Here is a 22,037-nt window from a genome sequence, read left to right as displayed (position 1 = left end):
GGCACTTCCGGCGGAGCGCTCAGCGCAGCTTGCCGGCCCCCGCCCAGGCGTTGACCAGGAACGGGACGGCACGGGGATGGTCGACCCGGCGGCGCAGCTCCGGGGTCCAGCCGGCGTCGTCGCCGAGTTGGGCGTCCGGGTTGGCCGCGTTGTGGGCGGCGAGCAGGTCGACGGGGCGGCCGTTGACGTAGTTGCCGTTCTCGGTGAGGCCGGTGCCCGCGTTCCAGCGGTGCAGGACGCTCGCCGGGTCGACGTCGGCGGGCAGCGTGAAGGCGTTGTACTCGGCGACGAGGGCGGACTCGAAGCCGATGCCGAAGCTGTAGCTGTAGCTGTACCGGGCGTCGGGGTCCTGGCGGTAGTGGTTGTTGTAGGCGTCGACCTGACCGAAACGGACACGCGGCGCGCGGTCGTTCACGTTGTGGAACAGGTTGTGGTGGAACGTGGTCCGCAGCCGGCCGCGGTCGGCGGTGACGCTGTCGCTGCTGCCCACCAGGACCGTCTTGTCGTGCTCGGTGAAGACGTTCCAGCTCACGGTCACCAGGTCGGTGCCGCGCACGATGTCGAGTTGGCCGTCGTGCTGCTGGAAGAGCCGGCCGAAGTGGCGCGGCTGCTCGGCGTCGGGGCGGCGCCCGTCGGTGAACGTGTTGTGGTCCACCCAGACATGGCGGGCTCCGTAGAGCACGAGGTTGTCGTAGTCGGAGTTCCACTCGCCGAACTCGCCGTCCGTGGGGTCCCACTGCGGGAAGCAGTCGAAGGCGTCCTCGAACGTCAGGTTGCGGATGATGACGTTCTCCTCGCCCCGCACGTCCAGCGTGGCGCCCAGCAGCCGGGCATCGCGGCCCGCGCCGATCAGGGTGGTGTTGGAGCCGACGCGCAGCACGACCCGTTCCCGCTGGCGGGCGGCGGAGGCGGCGCGGGCGTCCTCCAGCGGGCCGGACGGGTCCTTGCGGCCCCAGGTGGCGGGGTCGTAGGCGGCCAGGTAGCCGTCCAGGGTGTAGCCGTCGGTGGCGTAGTCTTCGCAAGCGAGCGGGGCGCCCGAGGCGTCGCTGTTGGCGTCGATCGTGCCGGAGATCCGGATGATCTTGGGGGTGTCGCCGCCCTCGGCCAGGGCGGTGGCCAGTTCCTCGCGGGTGCGGACGGTGAAGACGTGGTTCTCGTCCGCCGCCGCACCCCCGGTGACGGATCCCTCGGCCGAGCCCCAGCCGTCGCCGGCCGGGAGAACGGCGCGGGCCGCGCGGTCCCGGTCGTGGGCGGCGGCGGTCGTGCCCGGCAGCGCGGCCAGGCCGAGGGTGAGTGCGGCGCAGCCCGCGAAGGCAACGACGCGAGCATGACATCTGAAAGGCATCGCGGCTCCAGTGAAAAAGAAGAAGAGACTCCTGACGGACACGGGGTGTGGGGGGAACCGGGCCGGCCGCACCACCGCGCGGGCGGTGCGGCCGGGAGCCGGGCGGATCAGCCGCGCTGTTCCTGCCATTCGGCCTGCGCCTCGTTGAGGCGTTCGGCCAGGTCGTCGGCGAACTCCTGCGCGCTCATCTCCCCCAGCAGCAGCCGCTGGAAGTTGGGCTCGGTGTCCGCCTTGGTGATGTTGTTCCAGTCGGGCAGGTAGTACGGGAGCTGGACGATGGTGGTGTTCTCGTCGCTCAGCGCCGCGACGGCCGCCTGGGTCGGCGGCGCCTCGGCTATCCAGGGGTCGTCAATCGCGGCGGTGTTGCTCGGGATCGACCCGGCGGACTCGTTCCAGAGGCTGTTCATCTCGTGCGAGACGGCGAACTCGATGAACCGCCAGGCCGCTTCCTTGTTGTCGCTGGACTGGAAGAGGCCCAGCCCGTCGACCGGGTTGGACACGAACGTGTGCGCCCCGTCGTCACCGGCCGGCATCGGCAACCCGGCGACGTTCTCCGCGCCGAAGGCGGCGATGTGGTCGGTGTACGAGCCCAAATTGTGCTGGAGCATGCCGACATTGCCACCGGTGAACGTGGCGACCATGTTGGTGAAGTCGTTGTTCAGGTCGGCCTCGGGCGTGACCGTGTTGTACAGCTCGACATACCGCTCCAGCGCCGCCACGTTCTCCGGGGCGTTGACGGTGCTCTCCTCGCCCTCCCAGAACGTGTCGATGCCGGACTGCGCGTACATCATGTCCAGGGCCTGGGCGATGGAGCCCTCGCCGCCGCGGATGGTGAAGCCGAACTCGTTGTTGCCCGCGTCGGTCAGCTCATCGGCTGCGGTGAAGAAGTTGTCCCAGGTGGTGGGCGGTTCGAGCCCGGCCTGCTGGAACAGGTCGGTGCGGTACCACAGCACGCCCTGGTTGGCGGAGGTCGGCACGGAGTAGTACTCGCCCTCCTCGCCCACCGTGGCCTCGACGCCGGCCAGCATGGCGGGCATGAGCTGCTCGTCCAGGCCGCTCTCGGCGAGCCGGTCGCCGACGGGCTCCAGCGCGCCCTGGGCGACCAGGTTGGACAGGTAGGCGGTGCTGACGCCGCCGACGTCGGGCAGGCCCTCGCCGCCCTGGATGGCCGCGTCGTACTTCGACTGCACATCGGCGATCGGCACGCCCACGTACTCGACATCGATGTCGGGGTTCTCGGCCTCGAATGCGGCGATGATCTCGTTCCAGACGTCGGTGCGGACACCGCCGTTGTTGTCCCAGAACGTGATCTGGCCCGTGCCGTCGCCCTCGGCGCCCGAGCTGGTCCCGTCGTCACCGCAGGCGGTCGCGGTCGCGGCGAGAGTGAACACGGTGACCGCGGCTGCCATACCGCGTGTCAGGTGTCTTCTCATCGTGTGTCTCCCTTGACTGAATGAGAATGCGTTCGTATGGGGGTGTTCAACGTGGGGGTGCTCATGTGACCCGGAAATTCCGGAACTCGGCGGCCCCGGCGGGACCGTCGCCCTCCGGCGCGGTGGCGAACAGCGCGAGCTGCGCCCCCACCCAGCGCCACGGCGTGGCCGCGAACTCCGGCCCGGAAGCGCGGGGTTCGTCCACCACGGCGGAGAACCGGCAGCGGGCGTGCGCCGTGACCTCGATCCGCAGGCGCGCGGTGCCGCCGGGCGCCGGGTAGGGCCGGGCGGCGTCCCGTTCCCGCGTCGAGACCTGCTCCGCGAAACGGTGCACCAGGCTGACGGCGCCGTCCGGACCGCGTTCCAGACCGATCCAGCCGAACGCGTCGCCGAGCACGGCGAGTCCGGCCTTGGCCCCCGGCTCCGTCGAGTCCAGGGCCAGCTCCACCTCCACGGTGACCGGGCCGACCGGCAGCCGCTGCGCCAGCACGGCCGGCAGCAGGCGCAGGTCGTGCGCGTCGGCGGTGCGGCGGCAGGCCAGGCGCAGGCCGGCGCCGTCGTGCGGCTCCGTCCAGCCCGGCGCCGGGTTGGCCAGCCAGGACCACTGGACGCCGAACGCGCCCCCGGGGAAGTCGTCGTCCCTGGCGGGCGCGGTCGCCGGGCCGCCCGGCACCGGCAGGCGGTGCCCCGCCACCGGCTCGCCGCCCGAGCCCAGCACCGGCCAGCCGTCGCCGTCCCAGGTCATCGGCTGGAGGTGGAGGATCCGGCCGAACGCGCCGCGCTGCTGGAAGTGCAGGAACCAGTCGGAGCCGTCCGGTGCGTCGACCCACGCCCCCTGGTGCGGCCCGTTGACGTCCGTGGACCCCTGCGCCAGCACGATCCGTTCCTCGTAGGGACCGAAGAAGTCCCGCGAGCGGAACGCGCCCTGCCAGCCGGTCTCCACCGAGCCGGCCGGGGCGAAGATCCAGAACCAGCCGTCGCGCCGATAGAGCTTGGGTCCCTCCAGCGTGAACCAGCCCGGCAGCGCGTCGCCGTCGACGATGACCGTGCCCGCGTCGAGGAGCTCGGTGGCGTCCGGGCTCATCCGGTGCCCGGTGAGCCGGTTCTTGATCCCGGAGCGGGACCTGGCCCAGCCGTGCACCAGATAGGCCCGGCCGTCCTCCGTCCACAGCGGACACGGGTCGATCAGGCCCTTGCCGGCCTTCAGCAGCAGCGGCGGCGACCAGGGGCCGGTGATCTCCGGCGCGCTGATCCGGTAGATCCCGTGGTCCGGGTCACCCCAGAAGATCCAGAACCGGCCGTCGTGGTGGCGCAGCGACGGCGCCCACACGCCGCAGTCGTGGCGCGGCACGGCGAACGCCTCGGCCGGCTCCAGGCGTTCCAGCGCGTGGCCGATGATCTCCCAGTGGACCAGGTCCCGGGAGTGCAGCAGCGGCAGGCCGGGCGCCCGGCCGAAGCTGGAGGCCGTGAGGTAGAAGTCGTCCCCCACCCGGATCGCGTCGGGGTCGGACCAGTCGGCGGCCAGCACGGGGTTGGAGTAGTGGCCGGTCATGAGCGGGCTCCCGCGTGGTGGGCCCAGGGCGCGCCCAGCTCGGAGTAGAGGGCGAGGTCGCGCGCGCCGTCGGCGGTCAGGGCGTCGATGCCGGGGATGACGCGGCGCGGGCCGCGCTCGCCGGGCTCGGTGATCCAGGCGTCGGCGGGCAGTTCGACCGGCTCGGGCGCGGTGCGCACCGCCTCGACAAGCCGGGTGAACGCGCCGGTGCGCTCCAGCGGAACGACCAGCGGCGTGCCCTCGCGCAGGTGCGCGACGAGGTTCTCCAGCAGGTCGGTCCGCCCGTGCCGGGTGGTCTCCGGGCTGTGCCCGTCGCGCTCCAGGAGCACCCGGTCGGCCTTGTACCAGAACGTGATGCGCCCGGCGTCGCCGTGCACCACGACATAGGGCTCGCCGGGCTGCTCGGCCGCCAGCGTCACGGCGGTGACGATCGGCCGGCCGGAGGTGGTGCGGATGCGGGCGCACGAGGTGTCGTCGGCGGCGATGTCGTTGACCCGGTACAGCTCCAGGTCGATGGACTCGATGTCCTCCGCCCGGTCCGAGCCGTCGATGCGCAGCGCGGTGGCGACCGCGTGGGCCAGCGGGTTGGTGAGCACGCCGTCCACCACGTCGCGGCCGTTCAGCCGGCGGTGCCCGCCCCAGGGCGCGCGCTGCCAGTACGCCTCCTCGCGCACCCACGCGCCGGCCGCGCCGATGCCGCGCACGCTGCCGATGGCGCCGTCGGCGATCAGCTCCCGGATCTCGCCGATGGCGTGCGAGCCCAGCGACTGGAAGCCGATCTGGCAGACGGTGCCGTACCGTTCGACGGCCTCGGCGAGCTCGGTGAACGCGGCGAACGACGGGGTGGGCGGCTTCTCCAGCAGCAGGTGCACGCCCAACCGGGCGGCGGCGTGGCCGAGTTCGGCGTGGGTGTGGATCGGGGTGCACACCACCGCGGCCTCGGCGCCGGTGCGTTCCAGCAGCCCGGGCAGGTCGTCGGACTGCTCGGGCCGGCCGAGCCCGGCCAGCTCCGCCTCGTCCAGCGGCTGGAGTTCGCAGACGCCGACGAGCCGGACCAGGCCCTGGGTGGTGAGGCGGCGGATGTTGGCCAGGTGCCAGTGGCCGTGGCCGCGGGCACCGGCCAGCACGATGGGCAGGGGCTCGGTCATCCCTTCACCGCCCCCGCGCTGAAGCCGGTGATCAGCCACTTCTGGATGAAGGCGAACACCAGGACCACGGGCACCGCGGCGATCACACCGCCGGCGGCCAGCGCGCCGAGGTCCACGCTGTCGGAGCCGATCAGCGTGTTGAGGCCGACCGGAATCGTCTGCTTGTCCTGCGAGTTGAGGAACATCAGCGCGAACAGGAAGTGGTTCCAGCTATGCACGAAGGCGAACGAGCCGACGGCGATCAGACCCGGCCGCAGCAGCGGCAGCACGATGGCGAGGAACGCCCGCAGCCGGGAGCAGCCGTCCACCCAGCCGGCCTCCTCCAGCGAGACCGGCACGTTTCTGATGAAGCCGCTGATCAGGATCATCGACAGCGGAAGCTGGAAGACCGTCTCGGCGAGGATCACGCTCCACATGGAGTTCAGCATCTGAAGCTCGCGGAAGATCTCGAACAGCGGGACGAGCATCAGCGCGCCGGGGATGAACTGCGAGCACAGCAGCGCCAGCATGAACGGCATCCGCAGCCGGAACTTGAAGCGGGCCAGTGCGTAGCCGCCGGACAGCGCCACCAGCATCGTCATCAGCATGGAGGCGATGCCCACATAGGTGCTGTTGAGGAAGTACGTGTCGAAGCTGCGCTCGGTCCACACCTTCTCGAAGTGCTGGCCGGTCATCGGCCAGGGCACCAGCGAGTCGGAGCCGGGCTCGCGCAGCGCGAACAGCAGCATCCAGTAGAACGGGATGAGCGTGAACAGCAGGTAGAGGCCCAGCGGCAGGAAGATCTGCCAGCGCGGCGGCTGGTCGAGGGACCGGCGGCGGCGCTTCGCCGGAGGGGCCGGAGGGGCGGACGCGGGCACCGTGTCCCGGTCGATGACTGCGGCGGTCACTTGTCGTCGCCTCCGAACTTGCTCAGGCGCAGGTAGAGGATCGAACAGAAGAGGAGGATCACGAAGGCCACGGTGGTCAGCGCGGCGGCGTAGCCGAACTCGTTGCCGTCGATTCCGGTCTGGGCGACATACAGCGGCAGCGTCGTCGTCTCGCCCGCCGGGCCGCCGTTGGTCAGGGTGTAGAGCAGGTCCACGTTGTTGAACTCCCACACCGCGCGCAGCAGCGTGGACAGCACGATCGCGTCCTTCAGGTGCGGCAGCGTGATGTGCCAGAACTGCCGCAGCCGGCTCGCCCCGTCCACGGAGGCGGCCTCGTAGAGATCCTTCGAGACCGACTGGAGGTCGGCGAGGATGAGGATCGCGAAGAACGGGACGCCGCGCCACAGTTCGGCGAGGACCGCGCCCCAGAAGACCGTGCCCGGGTCGGACAGGATCGAGGTGCCGTACTCACCGATTCCCGCGTCGGCCAGATAACGGCTCAGGCCGGTGGAGGGGTTGTAGATCAGCAGCCAGATGGTGGAGGTGAGCACGCCCGAGACGGCCCAGGGCGAGAACACCAGCGCGCGGGCCACGCCCCGGCCGATGAACGTCTGATTGATGATCAGGGCCAGGATGAGGCCGAAGATCAACTGGAGTCCGACCTCAACGACGACCCAGCGAGCGCTAAAGAGCAGGGTGTCCCAGAAGAACGGGTCGTCGGTGAAGATCTCCTTGAAGTTGTCCAGTCCGGCGAAGCCGTTCCGCCAGGGCTTGGTGACGTTGTAGTTCCGAAGGCTGTAATAGAGGACGCTGAGCATCGGGTAGGCGATGAAGCCCAGCATCAGCAGCCCCGCGGGGGCAATCAGCAGGTAGGGCAGGGAGCGTGGGGTGCTTCCGCCACGGCGGCGCCGCGGGGGCCGGGTCCGTTCCTTGACGGCGACGGCCATTCCGCATCTCCGTTCTCAGCTTGGCGGACCGCGTGTTAAGCGCTTTCCGCATGGTGGTGAACGAGCCCGGATGTGGACTGTCCCGGGGGTGGGTCGACCTAGGCCCTGTCCGGTCGGTCTTGCCGGGCCCGCGCCGCCATACACGGCACCTCGCTGCTCCCCCAGACTTCGTCTGGGAGGTGCCCCCAGCCGAATCGCCCAAGTACGGACAAGTACGAGTGGCGATCCGGCGCCTTGCGGGGGGTACCTCCCAGGTCCCCAAGGGCCTGGGGGAGCCAAGGGCTGATCCGACAAGACCAACCGGACAGGACCTGACGGCCTCGTTAGCCCGCGTAGGGCTCGGGGACCTCTCCCGGTCGGGAGAGGAAGGCGAAGTCGCAGCCGGTGTCGGCCTGGGTGATGTGCTGCTCGTACAGGGCGCCGTAGCCGCGGCCGTAGCGGGGTGGGGGTGGCTGCCAGGCGGCGCGGCGGCGGGCGAGTTCGTCCTCGGACACCTCCAGGTGGAGGGTGCGCTGGGTGACGTCGAGGGTGATGAGGTCGCCGGTGCGGACCAGCGCGAGGGGGCCGCCGATGTGGGACTCGGGGGCGATGTGCAGGACGCAGGCGCCGTAACTGGTGCCGCTCATCCGGGCGTCGGAGAGGCGGACCATGTCGGTGACGCCCTGCTTGAGGAGGTAGTCGGGGATGGGCAGCATGCCGTACTCGGGCATGCCCGGCCCGCCCAGCGGGCCCGCGCCGCGCAGCACCAGCACGCTGTCCGGGGTGATGCCCAGGGCGGGGTCGTTGATGGTGGCCTGCATGGTGCGGTAGTCGTCGAAGACCACGGCGGGGCCGGTGTGCTTGAGCAGGTGCGGCTCGGCCGAGATGTGCTTGATGACCGCGCCGTCCGGGGCGAGGTTGCCGCGCAGCACCGCGAGCCCGCCCTGCTCGGCCACCGGGTTGTCCACGGTGCGGATGACCTCGTCGTCGTGGACCAGGGCGCCGGCGAGCTGTTCGCGCATGGTGGGGTGGGCGATGGTGGGCCGGTCCAGATGCAGCAGGCCCTCCGCACCCAGGCGGGCCAGGAGGCCGGGCAGGCCGCCGGCGTAGTGGAAGTCCTCCATCAGGAACCGGCCGCCGGGGCGGATGTCGGCCAGCACCGGGACGCGGCGCGCGATGCGGTCGAAGTCCTCCAGCCCCAGCGGGATGCGGGAACGCCCGGCCATGGCCGTGAGGTGGATGACGGCGTTGGTCGAGCCGCCCAGCGCCAGCACCGTGGTGATGGCGTCCTCGAACGCCTCCCGGGTCAGGAAGCGCGACAGCGTCGCCCCCTCGCGAACGAGCTCCACCACCCGCAGTCCCGCGGCGGCGGCCATCCGGCTGTGGCCGGAGTCCACGGCCGGAATGGCGGCGGCACCGGGCATGGTCACGCCCAGGGCCTCGGCGGCGGAGGTCATGGTGGAGGCCGTGCCCATGGTCATGCAGGTGCCCGGGGAACGGGCCAGGCCGCATTCCAGCTCGGCCAGTTCCCGGTCCCCGATCCGGCCGGCGCGCTTCTGGTCCCAGTACTTCCACATGTCGGTGCCGGAGCCCAGGGTCTCGCCGCGCCAGTGCCCGCGCAGCATCGGCCCGGCCGGCACGAACACGGTGGGCAGATCGACGCTGGCCGCGCCCATCAGCAGCGCCGGGGTCGTCTTGTCGCAGCCGCCCATCAGCACCGCGCCGTCCACCGGGTAGGAGCGCAACAGCTCCTCGGTCTCCATCGCCAGGAGGTTGCGGTAGAGCATCGGGGTGGGCTTCTGGAAGGTCTCCGACAGGGTGGCGACGGGGAACTCCAGCGGGAACCCGCCCGCCTGCCATACCCCGCGCTTCACGGCCTCGGCGCGCTCCCGCAGATGCTGGTGGCAGGGGTTGATGTCGGACCAGGTGTTGAGGATCGCGATCACGGGCTTGCCCATGTGCTCCTCGGGCAGGAACCCCAACTGGCGGGTGCGGGCGCGGTGGCTGAACGACCGCAGTCCGTCGGTGCCGTACCACTGGTGACTCCGCAACACCGGAGCACCGGCCTCTTCGTTGGTGGGCCGGTCGGTTTCGTTGGTGGGCTGGTCGTTCACCGCGCCTCCCATTCACGCACGATCGCCGCGACCGTCTGCCGCTGGTCCTCGGGCAGTTCCGAACTGGGCGGTCTGATGTCGCGGCGGCACAGGCCGAGCGCCGCAAGCGCTTCCTTGACGACCGTGACGTTGTTGGCCGACTGCCGCTCGGCGCGCAGTTCTTCGAAGGGGCGGATCAGCTCCCACACCTTCATCGCCGCCGGGTAGTCACCGGCGCGCAGGGCGTGCAGCATCTCGATCGACACCTCCGGCACGACATTGACCAGCCCGGAGGTGAACCCGGTGGCGCCGCACGCGAAGTAGGCCGGCGCGGACAGCTCGGCCAGCCCCGCCACCCACACGAAACGCTCCAGACCCGCGTCCCGCGCCACGGCGGCGAACCGCACCGGGTCCGGCACCGCGTACTTCACCCCGATCACGTTCGGGCACGCGTCACCGAGCCGGGCGATGTGCGAACCCTCGATCGCCGGATTGCGGATATAGGGAACAACACCCAGCTCGGGCACCGCCGCCGCGATCGCCCGGTGGTACTCCACCCAGCCCTCGCCGGAGACATAGGGGTGAACGGGCTGGTGGACCATCACCATCCCGGCCCCCGCCTCCCGCGCGTGCACGGCGGCGGCCACGGCGGTCGGCACCTCCTGCCCCACCCCGGCCAGAATCTGCGCGCCCCCACCGGCCTCGGCGACGGTCAGCTCGACCTCCACCCGCCGCTCCTCCGGCGTGAGCGAGTAGAACTCGCTGGTGTTGCCGTTCGGGGTCAGCGCCCGCACACCGGCGTCCAGCAGCCGCCGGACCAACGCCCGGTAGACATCCCGGTCCAGCCGGTCCTCGGCGTCGAACGGGCTGACCGGAATGGCCACCACATCCGCAAGCGCCGCACGCTGAGCGGTGAAGTCGTTCATGCCCTCTCCTCGTCTCCCCGTCCGTCCCGCTGCTTGTCCAGGGGCGGCTGCCCGTCCGGGGACGGGAAGGCCCGGTGGACAAAAGCCTCGATGTGTTCCCGCAACAAGTCGGCCGCCGCCTTCGCGTCGCCCTCCTCGGCCCGGGCCAGGATCGAACGGTGCTCGTCCGCCTCCCGCTCCCAGGTGGGCCGCGCCTGCCACGCGACGGAGGACACCAGGGCCGCCTGGTCGCGCAGGTCGTCCAGCATCCGCGCCAGCAGCGGGTTGCCGCACGGCAGATACAGGGCGCGGTGGAAGTCCCGGTTCGCCAGGGAGCGTTCGGCCGCGTCGCTCGCGGCGTCCGCCCGCTCCAGCGCGGCGTGCGCGGCCTCAAGGCCGGCGCCCGAGACCACCGACCGGCGCACCGCCTCGGGTTCGAGCAGCAGCCGGACGTCGTAGACGGAACGGACCATCTCCGCGTCCACGGTGCGCACCGAGGCGCCCTTGTACTCGCTCATCACCACCAGCCCCCGCCCGGCCAGCGTCTTCAGCGCCTCCCGCACCGGCGTCTTCGACACCCCGAACCGGGCGGCCAACTCCGTCTCCACCAAGGGAGAACCAGGAGCCAGCCCACCCGTGAGGATCGCGTGCGTCACATGCTCCAGGACGAACTGCGTCCGGGAAGGAATCGGCACCGGCGCGGCACCGGACAGGGGAGCGTTCATACTCGGGACGGCCCTCAAAGATCTCGCATATGGCATCTCGTATATGACATATGGCGTACGACGTGCGGTGCGCACGAAGGTAGGTGGGCGCCCGGGCCACGTCAACGGTTCTGACAAACCCCGTGAAAATTTGCGGGAGCGCGCCCATCCCCCGGCGGACACCTCCGCCGGGGGATGGGCTGTGGGGGGGTGGAGGGTGAGGCTCAGCTACAGGTGTTGCGGCTGGTGTTGTTCAGGGTGAGGTTGCGGTACACCACGTTGGTGCCGCAGGGGCTCTCGCGCAGCGACGAGTTGGTGAAGGTGATGTTCTGCACCGTGATGTCCCGGTTGCCCGGGAACTCGGTGCGCGCGGCCAGCCGGAACTCGCCACCGCCCGAGACGCTGCCGCTCTGGGCGGCGAGGTTCACGTTGTAGCAGTTCTCGATCAGCACCGAGTTGTTGCCGGTGTTCGACAGGGTGATCCGGTCGATCACGGCGCCGCCGCTCTCCGAGACGCAGAAGATGCCGCGCCCGCCGCCCCGGGCGATGACCTCGCCGACGCGGATGTTGGTCGGGTAGCTGCCGCCGATCCGGCCGTTGCGGTTGGCCATGCGGAACGCGGCGTAGCCGGTGCCCGCGCCAGTGCCCTCGCCGTCGACGCGCGAGATGGTGGCGTTGATCGTGTCGTTGAGCAGCAGGCCGGACTCACCGGTGTTGCGGGCGGTGACGGTGCCGATGGTCAGGCCGTCCACGCCATAGGTCTCCACGCCGTGGCTGCCGCTGCCCGACACATAGACGTTGTCGATGCGGACGTTGCGGGTGCGCACGTTGCGGTTGGCGTGGTTGTCGATCCGGATGCCGAGGCCGCCGGACATCTGGAGGTTGATCTGGCCCATGGTGATGTTGGTGCCGTTGCGCACGAAGATCGCGAAGTACGGGGCACCGGTGATGTTGACGTTCTGGATCTCCACGTCCCGGGTGTTCTGGGTGCGGATGGGCGCGTGGTTGGCGCCGATGGACCCGGTCACGCTGATCGTTCCGCAGACGTCGAGCACGGTGTAACTGGGCAGGTCCAGCGACTGGTTGCCCGGCACGCTGCCGGAACCGCGCACGACGACCCGCGCCTTGGAGGTGCGGCCGGCCGGCAGGCTGTTCACGGCGGCCCGCATCGCGGAGAGCATGTCGGTGCCCGAGTAGCCCGGGGCGGTCCAGGTGTTGCCGTTGCGAACGGCCTCGGCCTGGTACGAGCCGTCACCGCAGGCGAGCGCGCCGACATCGGCGCCCTGGGCGACACCGGCCGACCCCGTCAGCGTCGCGGCGGCGGTGACCAGCGAGATGATTCCGGAAAGAAGTGCGGCTCTGCGTCCCATCGTGTCGCTCCTGGTGGGGGGTTGAGTTAAGGGAACAGGGCTGACCACGCGCCGCCGGGGCTGACCACTCCTGACCACCGTGAATCGATTCATAACCGACCCGTCCTTGACCAGGGATGTGATGGCGCCCGAGGGGAAGGTGCGCGAAGCGCCCGTGGCGGCTCGGGAAAGCGCTTGCGATCACTGGGAGTATTCCAACGCTTCCATGAACGCGTCAATAACCGTGCGCGGACGGCTTCGAGGCGGCCCCCCGCTCCCCGGCCGGCACCCGCCCAACGGGCCCGTCCCGACCAGGAGTCGGGCCGCCGTGGGCCTGCCCCACCGCCCGTCATTGCCGAGGACGTCGTTCAGTCATGTGCTGACCCGGCCACGATCGCGCCCCCGCATGCGCGGCTCGGCAGTCGGAGACGCCGCCGCATCCGACGCCGGGCCTCCACCCGGCGGAACCGGCCCGCGACCGAGCCGCCAACGGGCGGCGGCATCGGCGTGTCTGGCGGTACCGGACGGCCTCCCGAGCGCGGAGGCGACCGCCCGCGTCAGAGAGAGGATGCTGTGCCGGCCGGCTTCACCCATGCGACGCCGGGCGCTGATTCCAGGTACACCGTCTGAGCTTCCGGGGTAACGCGGATACGGAACGCGGTCACGCCTGGCGAGCCTTGCTCGCGCCATTCTCCGATGGCGCGTTCCGCCGTGTCCCACATCCGCAGAGGGCCGCCCTGCCGAACGGTGTATCCCTCGTCGCCGCTCCCGGAAACCGCCGCGAATGACCCTGATTCCGGGTGCAGGAAGTAGTCACTTGGGGGTTCTCCGGCGAGGCTTACACCGCCGATGAGTGAAAGTCCGTCCATGGTGTTGTCGATGATGAACCGCGCCGTCCAGTCGTGGGCGATGTCACCACCGAGGTGGGTACGCCGCCGCTCTCCATCGTCCGGGCCGGGGATGTCGAGGTTCGATTCGGGCTTTTCTTGCCGCGCACGCATGAACGACGCCTCGGAGATGAACGCACCTTCGGCCGTCCCGTCTCCCGTTCGTGTGAGTTTCGCAAGTCCGGAGGACCAAAGACCGCCCCGAAGCGTGGTGAGGATTATTCCGCCGGGCCTGGTTTGGTTTACCCATTCCTGCCGTACGCGTGTGACGCCGCATGTCGCGATGACGCGATCATAGGGAGCGCTGTCCGCGTAGCCTTTTCTGCCGTCCGCCACTACGACGTCCACCTGATAGCCACATCCCCACAACGCATGCCGCGCGCTCGCGGCGACATCGGGGTCCGTCTCGACAGTGGTGATGTTCTCGACCCCGATACGGTGGGCGAGGAGACCGGCGTTGTAGCCGGTACCGGTGCCGATCTCCAGAACTGCGTTTCCGTCCTCCACGTCGAGCGCTTCCAGCATGTCGACCATGAGGGACGGCAGCGTTGACGAAGACGATGGCTGCCGGGCGATGGTGCCGGTGATGTCACGCGGCACGACAGTTCCGGCAATCTGCGTCACCAATGACTCATCCGCGTAACACAGACTGAGCCAGCCTTCCGAATACTCGTCGGGCAGGACGGGCGCGTATGCAGTCGGCGACGAGCCCGGGACGGAACGAAAGAAACCGCCACTCAGGAACTTATGACGCGGCACCGCCTCCACGGCTGCCTGCCACTGGGGCGACTTCAGATGTCCGGCTTCGGAAAGCCGATCGGCGAGCTGCCGTCGCAATCGCGCCGCCGACTTCTCCGGGTCGGTCATGATGTGGCGCCTCTCTCAAGTAGGTCAGCAAATGCCGAGATCATGGCCAGTCCCGTTTCTTTCTCCAACCACGCCCATTGCCCAGAAGGATTGCATTCCAAGAACATCCATTGACCGTCGGAGGTCAGAGCGAAATCGAATGCGCCGAAGACGAGACCGAAACTCTTGAGGTACGCGAACAACGCCGCTGCCACGTCCGGCGGCGTGTCGACCACCGTATACGTGTGCCGACCGTAGGTTGTGCGCCAGTCGAGAGCTTCCGAGTCGATGCGCACGGAAAAGACTCTCTCGCCGATGACGGTCGTCCGGATGTCGGCCACCTTGGGAACGATGACTTGCAGAAGGTGAGCCGTGCCGGCGATGTCGTCGTCGATCTCCTCGGGCGCCACCGGAGCGACCTCGACGGAGCAGGAGACGCCGTCTCGCAGGTAGAGCGGAACATGGAGCGGCTTGTAGAGAACCGGCCCGTACCTCTTGGCGAACTCCCTGGCAGCCGCAGGCTCGTTGGTGACCATGGCGAATCCGGAGCGCACGGCTGCGGCAAGGCCGGCGGGCTTGAACTCGGCATCCCCGATGCGGTTCGGATGGTTCACGTAAAGACAGTCGGGCAGGGATGCCAGAACACCGCCGAGCCCGTAGCGCGCTTGCCCCACGGCGAACCGTGCGTCTTGTTCCGACAGGTGCGGGAACGAGAAACCGGAAGGACGACGGTACAGCAGAGATCGCGCGTCTTCGAGGCGCATCTCCCGTGTAGTGGTCGTCAACCTACCTTCCCAGCTTGCCCGATGAATGTGGGCGGAGAAGGACAGAAGGGCGGGGAAGTCCCCGGAGTCGAACCGCACGACCGGGACCCCCCGGTCGTGCAGCTCGGCAATCACGAGATCAGTGGTGGCGTCATCCAGGTTCGTGATGACGACCACCGGGCGGGACGCGTGTCTCACTGGTCGTTGTCGTTCCCCTTGTCCTGGTCCCCACCTGCGGGACCACCGGGTCCGGAACCGTCGCTCGGGTTGCCGGTACCGGTCGGCGGGGTGGTGCCCGTGCTGGTGCCGTGCTTCGGCGCGTCCAGCACGGCGCCGCTGGCGTCCAGATAACGCGTGGTCTGTGTCTCGGGGTCCAGCACGGCCTGAGCGAAGTCCACCGAACCGCTGGCCGGATACGGCGCCATGCGCCGCACTCCCCACGGACGACGAGTGGCAAGGCCGTTCGGTAACGGGGCGCTGGTCGGCAACCGGTCTGAGTGAGCGAACACCAGATCTCCTTCGTCGGTCGGATCTACCCGCACGTGGCGCAGCCCTCAGGAGGCGGGCCGATGGGAGCCGTGTCCCGCTCAGTACAACGCGGCGCATGGGTGCGGCGGCACCGTGGAGCACGGAGAGAGTCGTAAAACCCATAAAACCGGAAGCGAAGCGGACGAGTCGCCAAGCGCCGGGCGCACCACCCCCTCGTAAGACTGCCCAAGTCACGGTTTCTTGGCCCGGGTTGCCAGAATGCCCCGCGTACGTTCCAGCAGTTCCTTGGCACACGGAGCGCTGGAATGTGGACGGAGCAAGGCCCGCATAGTGGCGATGCGATCGTCTGCGCGTGCCGAATCAACAAACGGATAGTCGTCGAGGACCCGATCCCACGTAGCGCAAGCTGCCTCAAGTTGCCCCAACTCCAACTGCCGTTCCGCGAGGAAGGAGTCCAGGCGAACGCGGGTGCGTCGGCGAGTCGGGTCCCGGAGTCGGGAGGCCAGGTGCAGGGAAGACACGCTGCCGGCGATATCCCCCAGGGCATAGCGGACCTGTGCGGTGTGATATGCCAATGTCGAGGGGCCGTAGCCGCCGAAGGTCCGAGTGCTGGACTCCGCCTGATCCACTGCTACTTCAGTCTCCCTGAGGCTCCGAAGTGCGGCAGCGCGGTCACCGGCGACGGCGCACGAGTGTGCCACCTGCCCGGACATGAACGCCCGAAGTCGCGGGCCGGTGTTCGGCGCGGCCGACGCAGACGCGTTTGCCAGGCGAAGGGCTGTACTGCCATGCCCCAGATCGACTGCCTGCACGGACATGCCCCGGAGGATGTGACAGTAGGTGCGATGGTCTCCGGCGGCCCCGGCCAGTTGCAGTCCCTTCACGTAGTAGCGCTGGGCCAGGCCATGGAGCCCTTCGTCCACGGCCATCCACCCAGTGAGGTAGGAGAGGAACGCAGCGGCGGAGTAAACGGCGTTCCGGACCTCTGTTGATGCGTCGGCACGGAGTAGCGGACCAACGGTGTTCACCAGGAAGGAGGCTGTCATCGGGCGCGCGTGCCGACCGCCGAACTGGTCGTCAAGCTCCGACAGTCTTCCGGTCATGGCCTCCACGACTTCGACGTCGGCCCTACCGATACGCCGGGCGTGACCGGACACCGCGAACTCCATCCGGCTGACCACGTCTGGCCACCCGGGTACGGTCAGAGCGACGGAGAAGAGCCCAGCACTGAGGGCGCCCCTGCGGGACGGGTCCATGTCGATCCTCCCAAGCTCAATCAGTTCCTCCACGGTACTGAAGTTGGGGGCGGTGGGCTGGTCTTCGCATCTGGGGATTCCCGCCTCCTCATACGTGACGGGACGGCTCAACTTCCGGGCCAGAGCCTCCAAGATGCACGGGCGCATCTCCGGGCGCGGCGTTGTCCCATTCATCCACTGACTGACCGAGGGCTGGCTGCATCGCTGCTCCATGCGCCACGCGGTTCACCACTGCGGCGAACTGGGTGATGGACAGCCCCGTCGCCTTGATGAGGCGCCGTAGGGAAGTGTTCGGCTGCCCCTTCGTCATAGCAGCTCCTGCATAGCTTTTATAGATCGGCCCTGCGACAGCGGTGCCGCGAACGGGGCACCGCCGGTTGGCTATACGTGAGCAGTCGGACACACAAGGCTAGCGCCCCTGGTAGGCGCTTCGTGACCGACCCCGAGGAACGGCCCCCCGCGGCCTCCCTACAAGGCCCGGGGGTCGGCCAACCTGAAGCTGAATGAAGGCAGGTCGACATGAAACAGAGTAGCGATTCCGCTCGCCCAGGTGGAGGGAGAAGCGATCAGCAGAACTCCGACGGTCCCCGTGATACCACCAGCGAGACACCGGCCGAGTGTTCTTCGTCCGAGTGCCCGGATTGCCACGTGCCCCTGTGGCCGGAGGCGAAGCATTCCTGCTGGCCTGCAACGGCCGCCCATCGTTCCTTCTGACACAGAGAGAATGACTATGGCCTCTCATCCCGCGTACCGCATAGCCACCCCGGCGTCCCATGTCCTGATCTCTGTTGAGGTGGACGTCCGCAGTATCCGGCGCGGCGATCAGTTGACGATCGGTGGGCAGATATTCACCGTGGTCGACATGGTCCAATTGGCGCCTGACCGCAAGCGGTTGATGTTCTCCGGTGGGGAGACATTCATGATGACGCGGAACACGGTGTTGTGGGCCTCCCGCCGCTTCGATCCCCGGTTGCGGAGGTGGGCGGGACGGACGGCCTAGCCTCGCCGGGCACAGCCGTCGCCGCCGGAACGGTCCCGGCGGGCCGGGTCGGCCCGCCGCGTCGCGGCCCCGGAGCCGCTCAATGAGTGGCCGCGTGCGATTGACGCCCTTAGGGTGCCGATCATGGCTTGTCGCATTTCCGAACTGATCATCCCCAGCCGGGACCCGCAGCGACTGGCGGAGTTCTGGTGCGAGGTGCTCGGCTTCATCGTGCTCGGCACCGAGAACGACGGCTCGGTGGAGATCGGACCGCGGGAAGGGTTCGGCGGATTGCAGCCGACTCTGTTCTTCAGCGCCACGACGGAGCCCAAGGCGGGCAAGCTGCGGCTGCACTTCGACGTCAACGCCACCGACCGCGATCAGGACGCCGAACTCGACCGCCTCCTGAAGCTGGGGGCGCGCCCGGCCGACGTCGGCCAGACCGGCGAGGAGTCCTGGCACGTCCTGGCCGACCCCGAGGCAACGAATTCTGCCTCCTGCGAACCCGCCTGAGCTGAGCACCGGCCCGCGCACTCCAGCGGCGCCGCCGGGCCGGGGGCCGAAGCGGGCGGTGTGGTGCGGCGACCGCCTGTGAAACGCCGCGTCCGGGCCGGGCCGCGCGCGGTCACCGACCGGTCTTCACGCCCGGGCGGTGGGCGAAGGCGCCCCGGTAGGCGGCCGGGGTCATGCCGATCTGGCGGCTCAGGTGCTGGCGGAGCGACTCGCCGGAGCCGAGGCCGCTGCGGCGGGCCACATGGTCGACGGTGAGGTCGGTGGTCTCCAGCAGCTCGCGGGCCCGCAACAGCCGCTGCTGGAGCAGCCATTGGAACGGGGTCACACCGGTCTCGGCCGTGAAGCGGCGGGTCAGGGTCCGCACGCTGACCTTCGCCTGGCCGGCCAGGTCGTGCAGAGAGATCGGCCGGTCCAGGTGCCGCAGTGCCCAGATGCGGGCCGCGTCCAACGAGGAGTCGGTCTCGGCCGGCAGCGGGGTCTGCACGAACTGCGCCTGCCCGCCGTTGCGCACCGGGGTGACGACGGCGGCGCGCGCCGCCGCGTTGGCCGCGGCCGCGCCGTAGTCGCGGCTGATCAGGTGCAGGCACAGGTCGATCCCGGCGGCCGAGCCCGCGCCGGTGACGATCCGTCCGTCCTCGGCGAACAGCCGGTCGGCGTCCACGCGCACCGCGGGGAAGGCGCGCCGCAGTTCCTCGGCCAGGGCCCAGTGGGTGGTGGCGACACGGCCGTCGAGGAGCCCGGCCTGGGCGAGGACGAAGGCTCCGCTGCAGATGGAGGCAACGCGCTTGCCCGCGGCGGCCGCCTCCCGCAGGGCGTCCAGCGCGGCCGGCTCGGCGTCGTGCCGGCTGGCGGTCGAGGGGACGATCACCGTGTCCGCCGCCGCGACCGCCTCGAGGCCGTGCCGAATCACCACCTCGATACCGCCGGAGGCGGCGACCACGCCGGGGGTGGCGGTGCACACCGTCACCTCGTAGCCGGGGCGTCCGCCGAGCTCGGCGGCGCCGAGCAGCGTCTCCGGCATGGACAGGTCGAAGGGCTTGACCGCGGGGACGGCCAGGACGGCGACACGATGGGGCATGGCCAGATCCTTGGAGCTCATGGCATTCAGGCCACTGACTCTACCTCGCGGCCGCACGGCAGAGTTGGGCGAGCGGCCGGGCCCCCGCGCACCGCGTTTCCCCCTTCCGGGAAACGTTCCACCTTTCAGGGAAAACGGAGAACACCGTCATGGCTGAACGAGTCGTCATCGGGGCGGGCGCGACCGGAATCGCGACCGCGAGGCAACTGGCCGACAGCGGCGAGCGAGTCCGCCTCATCACCCGGAGCGGCAGTGGGCCCGACCACCCCGGCATCGAACGGCTCGCCCTGGACGCGGGCCACACCGACGAGCTGGCCGACGCACTGGCCGGGGCGACCACGGTCTTCAACGCCGCCATGACCGCCTACCACACCTGGCCGGAGACCATGCCGCCGTTGTTCGCCTCCATCCTCGCCGCGACCGAGCGGGCCGGGGCCGATTACGTGATGCTCGGCAATCACTACGGCTATCAGCGGACCACCGGGCCGGTCACCGAGCGCACCCCGCTGGCCCCGCACACCCGAAAGGGCCGGGTGCGGGCCGAGTTGTGGCGGCAGGCCAAGAACGCCCACGACGAGGGGCGGCTGCGGGTCACCGAAGTGCGCGCCGGCCAATACCTGGGCCCGGGCGCGGTCTCGGCGTTCACGCTGCTGGTCGCGCCCCGGGTCCGCGACGGCGAACTGGCTCTCGTCCACGGCAACCCCGACGCGGCGCACTCGTTCTCGTTCACCGAGGACGTCGCGGCGGCGCTGGTGGCGGTCGGCGGCGACGAGCGGGCCTGGGGACGGGCCTGGCACGCCCCGGTCATCACCACGACCCTGCGCCAGGCCGCGACCGACTTCGCCGAACTCCACGGAGCGCCCGAACCGCGGCTGGAGCCGCTCACCGAACGGGATATGGCGCTGCTGTCCTTCGCCGATCCCGTGTGGCGGGAGTTCGCCGAGATGAGCTACATGTCCGAGCGTCCCTTCCTCGTGGACGACAGCGATATCCGCGACACCTTCGGGCTCAAGCCCTCGACGCTCACCGAAGCGCTGGCGGCGTGACGCGGCGGTGGGCGGGCCGGAACTCCCGGCCCGCCCACGCCGGACAGAGCGTCACATCGACACTCGACCTACTGATCCGACCCCACCAGGACGAATGAGAAGTCCTGTTTCGTCCTGCGGTTCAGCGGGATCTCGATCTTGACTCTCCGGGCGATCTCATGCCGGGTGATGCCCAATCCCCGAGCGATGAGCCGCTCGGGACGGACCGGCACGGGAACGTCGAAGGTCACCGTGATCTCAAGGGGCCACGGATCCACCGGAACGGGAGCCGCGTGGAGTTCCCAGCACCCGTCCCAGTCGAGCGCGAACCGGTTGCGCCGGGCGATCAACGGGGCGAGAAGGGTGTCCACGACGAGGGAAGGCGAGTTGTCCGAGTAACCGGCCAGCAGGTCGGCGGGCAGTGAGCGGACCGGGACGCGATCGTGAACGGTGATCTTTCCGGTCCGGTCACACGAGACGCAGTTGACCAGAAGCCAGACGTCGAGACGTTTGCCGTTGGCGTTGACGCGGAACTTGCCTTTGCCGACGGTGGCGCGGCCGGAAGGGCAGGCCACGCACCGGAGGGCGAGCAGGGGCAGGCGGGTGCGCCGCACGGCCCAGGGCAGCACGGCATGAAGATATGAGGACATGAGCTCTCTGAAGACCTGACGAAGGCATGGAAAAGAGAGCCGACGGCTTCGTCGGCGACCAATGCGCAGGGGGTGTCAGGTTCAGAGCGCGGGCGGCGTCATGCGCGTGAGGTCCTCACGTAGATGGAGAGGCCAGGCTAGGCGCCCCTCCTCCACACGGTCCAGCCGTTTTTCGCGACCACCGGGCGGACCGTCGCGGGGCGCCGCCGCGTCCGTTCCGCTCCCGCGACGATGTCGTCAACGACCATCCGGTCATCGAGTCGCGGTGGGTCAACTGGAACCGCTACGTCGATGAGCTGCCGTTCGCGGAGGCCGCGGCCGGACAGAACCTAGGCGTCCCGGCGTCGGTCCCGGACCTCGGGGAGTTGCTGGAAGCCGGCCGACGAGTAGGTGGCGACGGCGCCGACATTGGAGCTCGGGGTGTAGACGATCGCGCTCGACGAGCCCAGCTCCTGGAGTGCGGCCGCCGCGGCGACAGTGATCGCCTTGCCGTAGCCGTGACCGCGATGTTCCCGGTGCACGCCCATCGGCTCGAGCAGTCCGGGCTTTCCCGGACCGGCCGACCACACCGTCACCACCGCCACCGCGTTGTCCTCGTCGTCGTACGCGATCAGGCACCGGGCGTCGGCGAACGGCAATCCGGCCGCCATCGCGTGCCAGCGCTCGTCCGTGAACGTCGACGCGTCGAACGACGCCCGCAGCACGGCGGCCCACCCGTGCGCCCGCTCCGGTCCGACCACCTCGACCCGCACGCCTGGATCCTCCACCGGCTCACTGAGGTCGCGGCGCAGCGGCGTCCACGGCTCGTCGGTGTCCCAGCCGTCCCCGGACAGCAGATCTTGGACCAGTGCGCTCTTGGGCGCCTCGACGTACGCCTCCCCCGCCGGCAGTACGCCGCGCTCCGGCTCGGTCACGTCGGCGACCACCTGCCGCGCCAGCTCCTTGTCCCGCTGGGCGTCCGGCGCGAATGTGAGCCGCAGCAGTTGGGGACCGTCCAGCAGCCCGACGGCGAGGATCCGTCCGTCCCGGCTCCAGGTCCGGACCGCCTCGGCCGTCGCCTCCGCGCCGAACCGCCAGTACCAGCCCAGGTCCCCCGGATGCAGTTGCCACGGCGCCCGGTCGGACTGCCACTCCCGCAGCACGCCCACGGCCTCGCTCAGCCCGTCAACTGTCGGCTTGCCCAACCGAATTGCCATGCGCCCAATCACACACCACCGGGCCAACGGTCC

18 protein-coding genes and 1 pseudogene are annotated in these 22,037 nt (G+C 69.8%); 2 read left to right on the top strand and 17 right to left on the bottom strand.

Going from position 1 to position 22,037, the window contains the following annotated elements; genetic code table 11:
- Nucleotides 1-19: 19 nt before the first annotated feature.
- The 14 genes from RM590_RS19645 to RM590_RS19580 all read right to left on the bottom strand — a co-directional run bounded on the left by RM590_RS19645 (nt 20) and on the right by RM590_RS19580 (nt 16,596).
- Nucleotides 20-1,345 (bottom strand): pectate lyase family protein, encoded by a 1,326-nt coding sequence (locus tag RM590_RS19645; protein WP_311705930.1) that lies wholly within the window; start codon nt 1,343-1,345, stop codon nt 20-22.
- A 107-nt stretch (nt 1,346-1,452) separates the two neighbouring features.
- Nucleotides 1,453-2,778 (bottom strand): ABC transporter substrate-binding protein, encoded by a 1,326-nt coding sequence (locus tag RM590_RS19640; RefSeq protein WP_311705929.1) that lies wholly within the window; start codon nt 2,776-2,778, stop codon nt 1,453-1,455.
- A 61-nt stretch (nt 2,779-2,839) separates the two neighbouring features.
- Nucleotides 2,840-4,330: a glycoside hydrolase family 43 protein gene (locus tag RM590_RS19635; protein ID WP_311705928.1), complete on the bottom strand. Its 1,491-nt coding sequence runs from the start codon at nt 4,328-4,330 to the stop codon at nt 2,840-2,842.
- On the bottom strand, nt 4,327-5,478 hold the full coding sequence (locus RM590_RS19630; protein WP_311705927.1) for a Gfo/Idh/MocA family protein: 1,152 nt from the start codon (nt 5,476-5,478) through the stop codon (nt 4,327-4,329). Before RM590_RS19630 ends, RM590_RS19635 begins: the two co-directional genes overlap by 4 nt.
- Nucleotides 5,475-6,365: a carbohydrate ABC transporter permease gene (locus tag RM590_RS19625; RefSeq protein ID WP_311705926.1), complete on the bottom strand. Its 891-nt coding sequence runs from the start codon at nt 6,363-6,365 to the stop codon at nt 5,475-5,477. The genes RM590_RS19630 and RM590_RS19625 overlap by 4 nt, the downstream gene beginning before the upstream one ends.
- Nucleotides 6,362-7,291: a carbohydrate ABC transporter permease gene (locus RM590_RS19620; protein WP_311705925.1), complete on the bottom strand. Its 930-nt coding sequence runs from the start codon at nt 7,289-7,291 to the stop codon at nt 6,362-6,364. Before RM590_RS19620 ends, RM590_RS19625 begins: the two co-directional genes overlap by 4 nt.
- 323 nt (nt 7,292-7,614) lie before the next feature.
- Nucleotides 7,615-9,396 carry an L-arabinonate dehydratase gene (gene araD / locus RM590_RS19615; protein ID WP_394813905.1) on the bottom strand — a complete coding sequence of 594 codons (1,782 nt, stop codon included), beginning with the start codon at nt 9,394-9,396 and terminating at the stop codon, nt 7,615-7,617.
- Nucleotides 9,381-10,289, bottom strand: coding sequence for a dihydrodipicolinate synthase family protein (locus RM590_RS19610; protein ID WP_311705924.1), 909 nt, complete (start codon nt 10,287-10,289; stop codon nt 9,381-9,383). Before RM590_RS19610 ends, araD begins: the two co-directional genes overlap by 16 nt.
- On the bottom strand, nt 10,286-10,993 hold the full coding sequence (locus RM590_RS19605; protein ID WP_311705923.1) for a GntR family transcriptional regulator: 708 nt from the start codon (nt 10,991-10,993) through the stop codon (nt 10,286-10,288). Before RM590_RS19605 ends, RM590_RS19610 begins: the two co-directional genes overlap by 4 nt.
- Before the next feature lie 203 nt (nt 10,994-11,196).
- Nucleotides 11,197-12,342, bottom strand: a complete 1,146-nt coding sequence (locus tag RM590_RS19600; protein ID WP_311705922.1) for a right-handed parallel beta-helix repeat-containing protein — start codon at nt 12,340-12,342, stop codon at nt 11,197-11,199.
- A gap of 536 nt (nt 12,343-12,878) precedes the next feature.
- Nucleotides 12,879-14,075, bottom strand: a complete 1,197-nt coding sequence (tgmC, locus tag RM590_RS19595; RefSeq protein ID WP_311705921.1) for an ATP-grasp peptide maturase system methyltransferase — start codon at nt 14,073-14,075, stop codon at nt 12,879-12,881.
- Nucleotides 14,072-15,016, bottom strand: a complete 945-nt coding sequence (tgmB, locus tag RM590_RS19590; protein WP_311705920.1) for an ATP-grasp ribosomal peptide maturase — start codon at nt 15,014-15,016, stop codon at nt 14,072-14,074. Before tgmB ends, tgmC begins: the two co-directional genes overlap by 4 nt.
- Nucleotides 15,013-15,243, bottom strand: coding sequence for a putative ATP-grasp-modified RiPP (gene tgmA, locus RM590_RS19585; RefSeq protein WP_311705919.1), 231 nt, complete (start codon nt 15,241-15,243; stop codon nt 15,013-15,015). The genes tgmB and tgmA overlap by 4 nt, the downstream gene beginning before the upstream one ends.
- A 294-nt stretch (nt 15,244-15,537) precedes the next feature.
- A complete protein-coding gene (locus tag RM590_RS19580) occupies nt 15,538-16,596 on the bottom strand; it encodes a tol-pal system YbgF family protein (RefSeq protein ID WP_311705918.1) in 1,059 nt (352 codons plus the stop codon).
- A 1,090-nt stretch (nt 16,597-17,686) separates the two neighbouring features.
- Between RM590_RS19580 and RM590_RS19575 the strand changes: the two are divergent.
- Nucleotides 17,687-18,060, top strand: a pseudogene (locus tag RM590_RS19575) (VOC family protein).
- Between the two features lie 107 nt (nt 18,061-18,167).
- Here the strand turns inward: RM590_RS19575 and RM590_RS19570 are convergent.
- Nucleotides 18,168-19,133: a GlxA family transcriptional regulator gene (locus tag RM590_RS19570; RefSeq protein ID WP_311705917.1), complete on the bottom strand. Its 966-nt coding sequence runs from the start codon at nt 19,131-19,133 to the stop codon at nt 18,168-18,170.
- A 149-nt stretch (nt 19,134-19,282) separates the two neighbouring features.
- Here RM590_RS19570 and RM590_RS19565 point away from each other — a divergent pair, with 149 nt between their 5' ends.
- Nucleotides 19,283-20,179, top strand: a complete 897-nt coding sequence (locus RM590_RS19565) for an NAD-dependent epimerase/dehydratase family protein (RefSeq protein WP_311705916.1) — start codon at nt 19,283-19,285, stop codon at nt 20,177-20,179.
- A gap of 68 nt (nt 20,180-20,247) precedes the next feature.
- Here RM590_RS19565 and RM590_RS19560 read toward each other — a convergent pair whose 3' ends face one another.
- Both RM590_RS19560 and RM590_RS19555 read right to left on the bottom strand, forming a co-directional pair.
- The gene (locus RM590_RS19560) at nt 20,248-20,808 is read right to left on the bottom strand and encodes a DUF1062 domain-containing protein (protein WP_311705915.1); all 561 of its coding nucleotides are present in this window, start codon (nt 20,806-20,808) and stop codon (nt 20,248-20,250) included.
- Between the two features lie 329 nt (nt 20,809-21,137).
- Nucleotides 21,138-22,004 carry a GNAT family N-acetyltransferase gene (locus RM590_RS19555; protein WP_311705914.1) on the bottom strand — a complete coding sequence of 289 codons (867 nt, stop codon included), beginning with the start codon at nt 22,002-22,004 and terminating at the stop codon, nt 21,138-21,140.
- Nucleotides 22,005-22,037 lie beyond the last annotated feature (33 nt).

It is taken from the genome of Streptomyces litchfieldiae (genome assembly GCF_031845365.1).
GTDB classification, from domain to species: Bacteria; Actinomycetota; Actinomycetes; order Streptomycetales; family Streptomycetaceae; genus Streptomyces; species Streptomyces litchfieldiae.
This window is presented reverse-complemented; position numbering and strand designations above follow the sequence as displayed.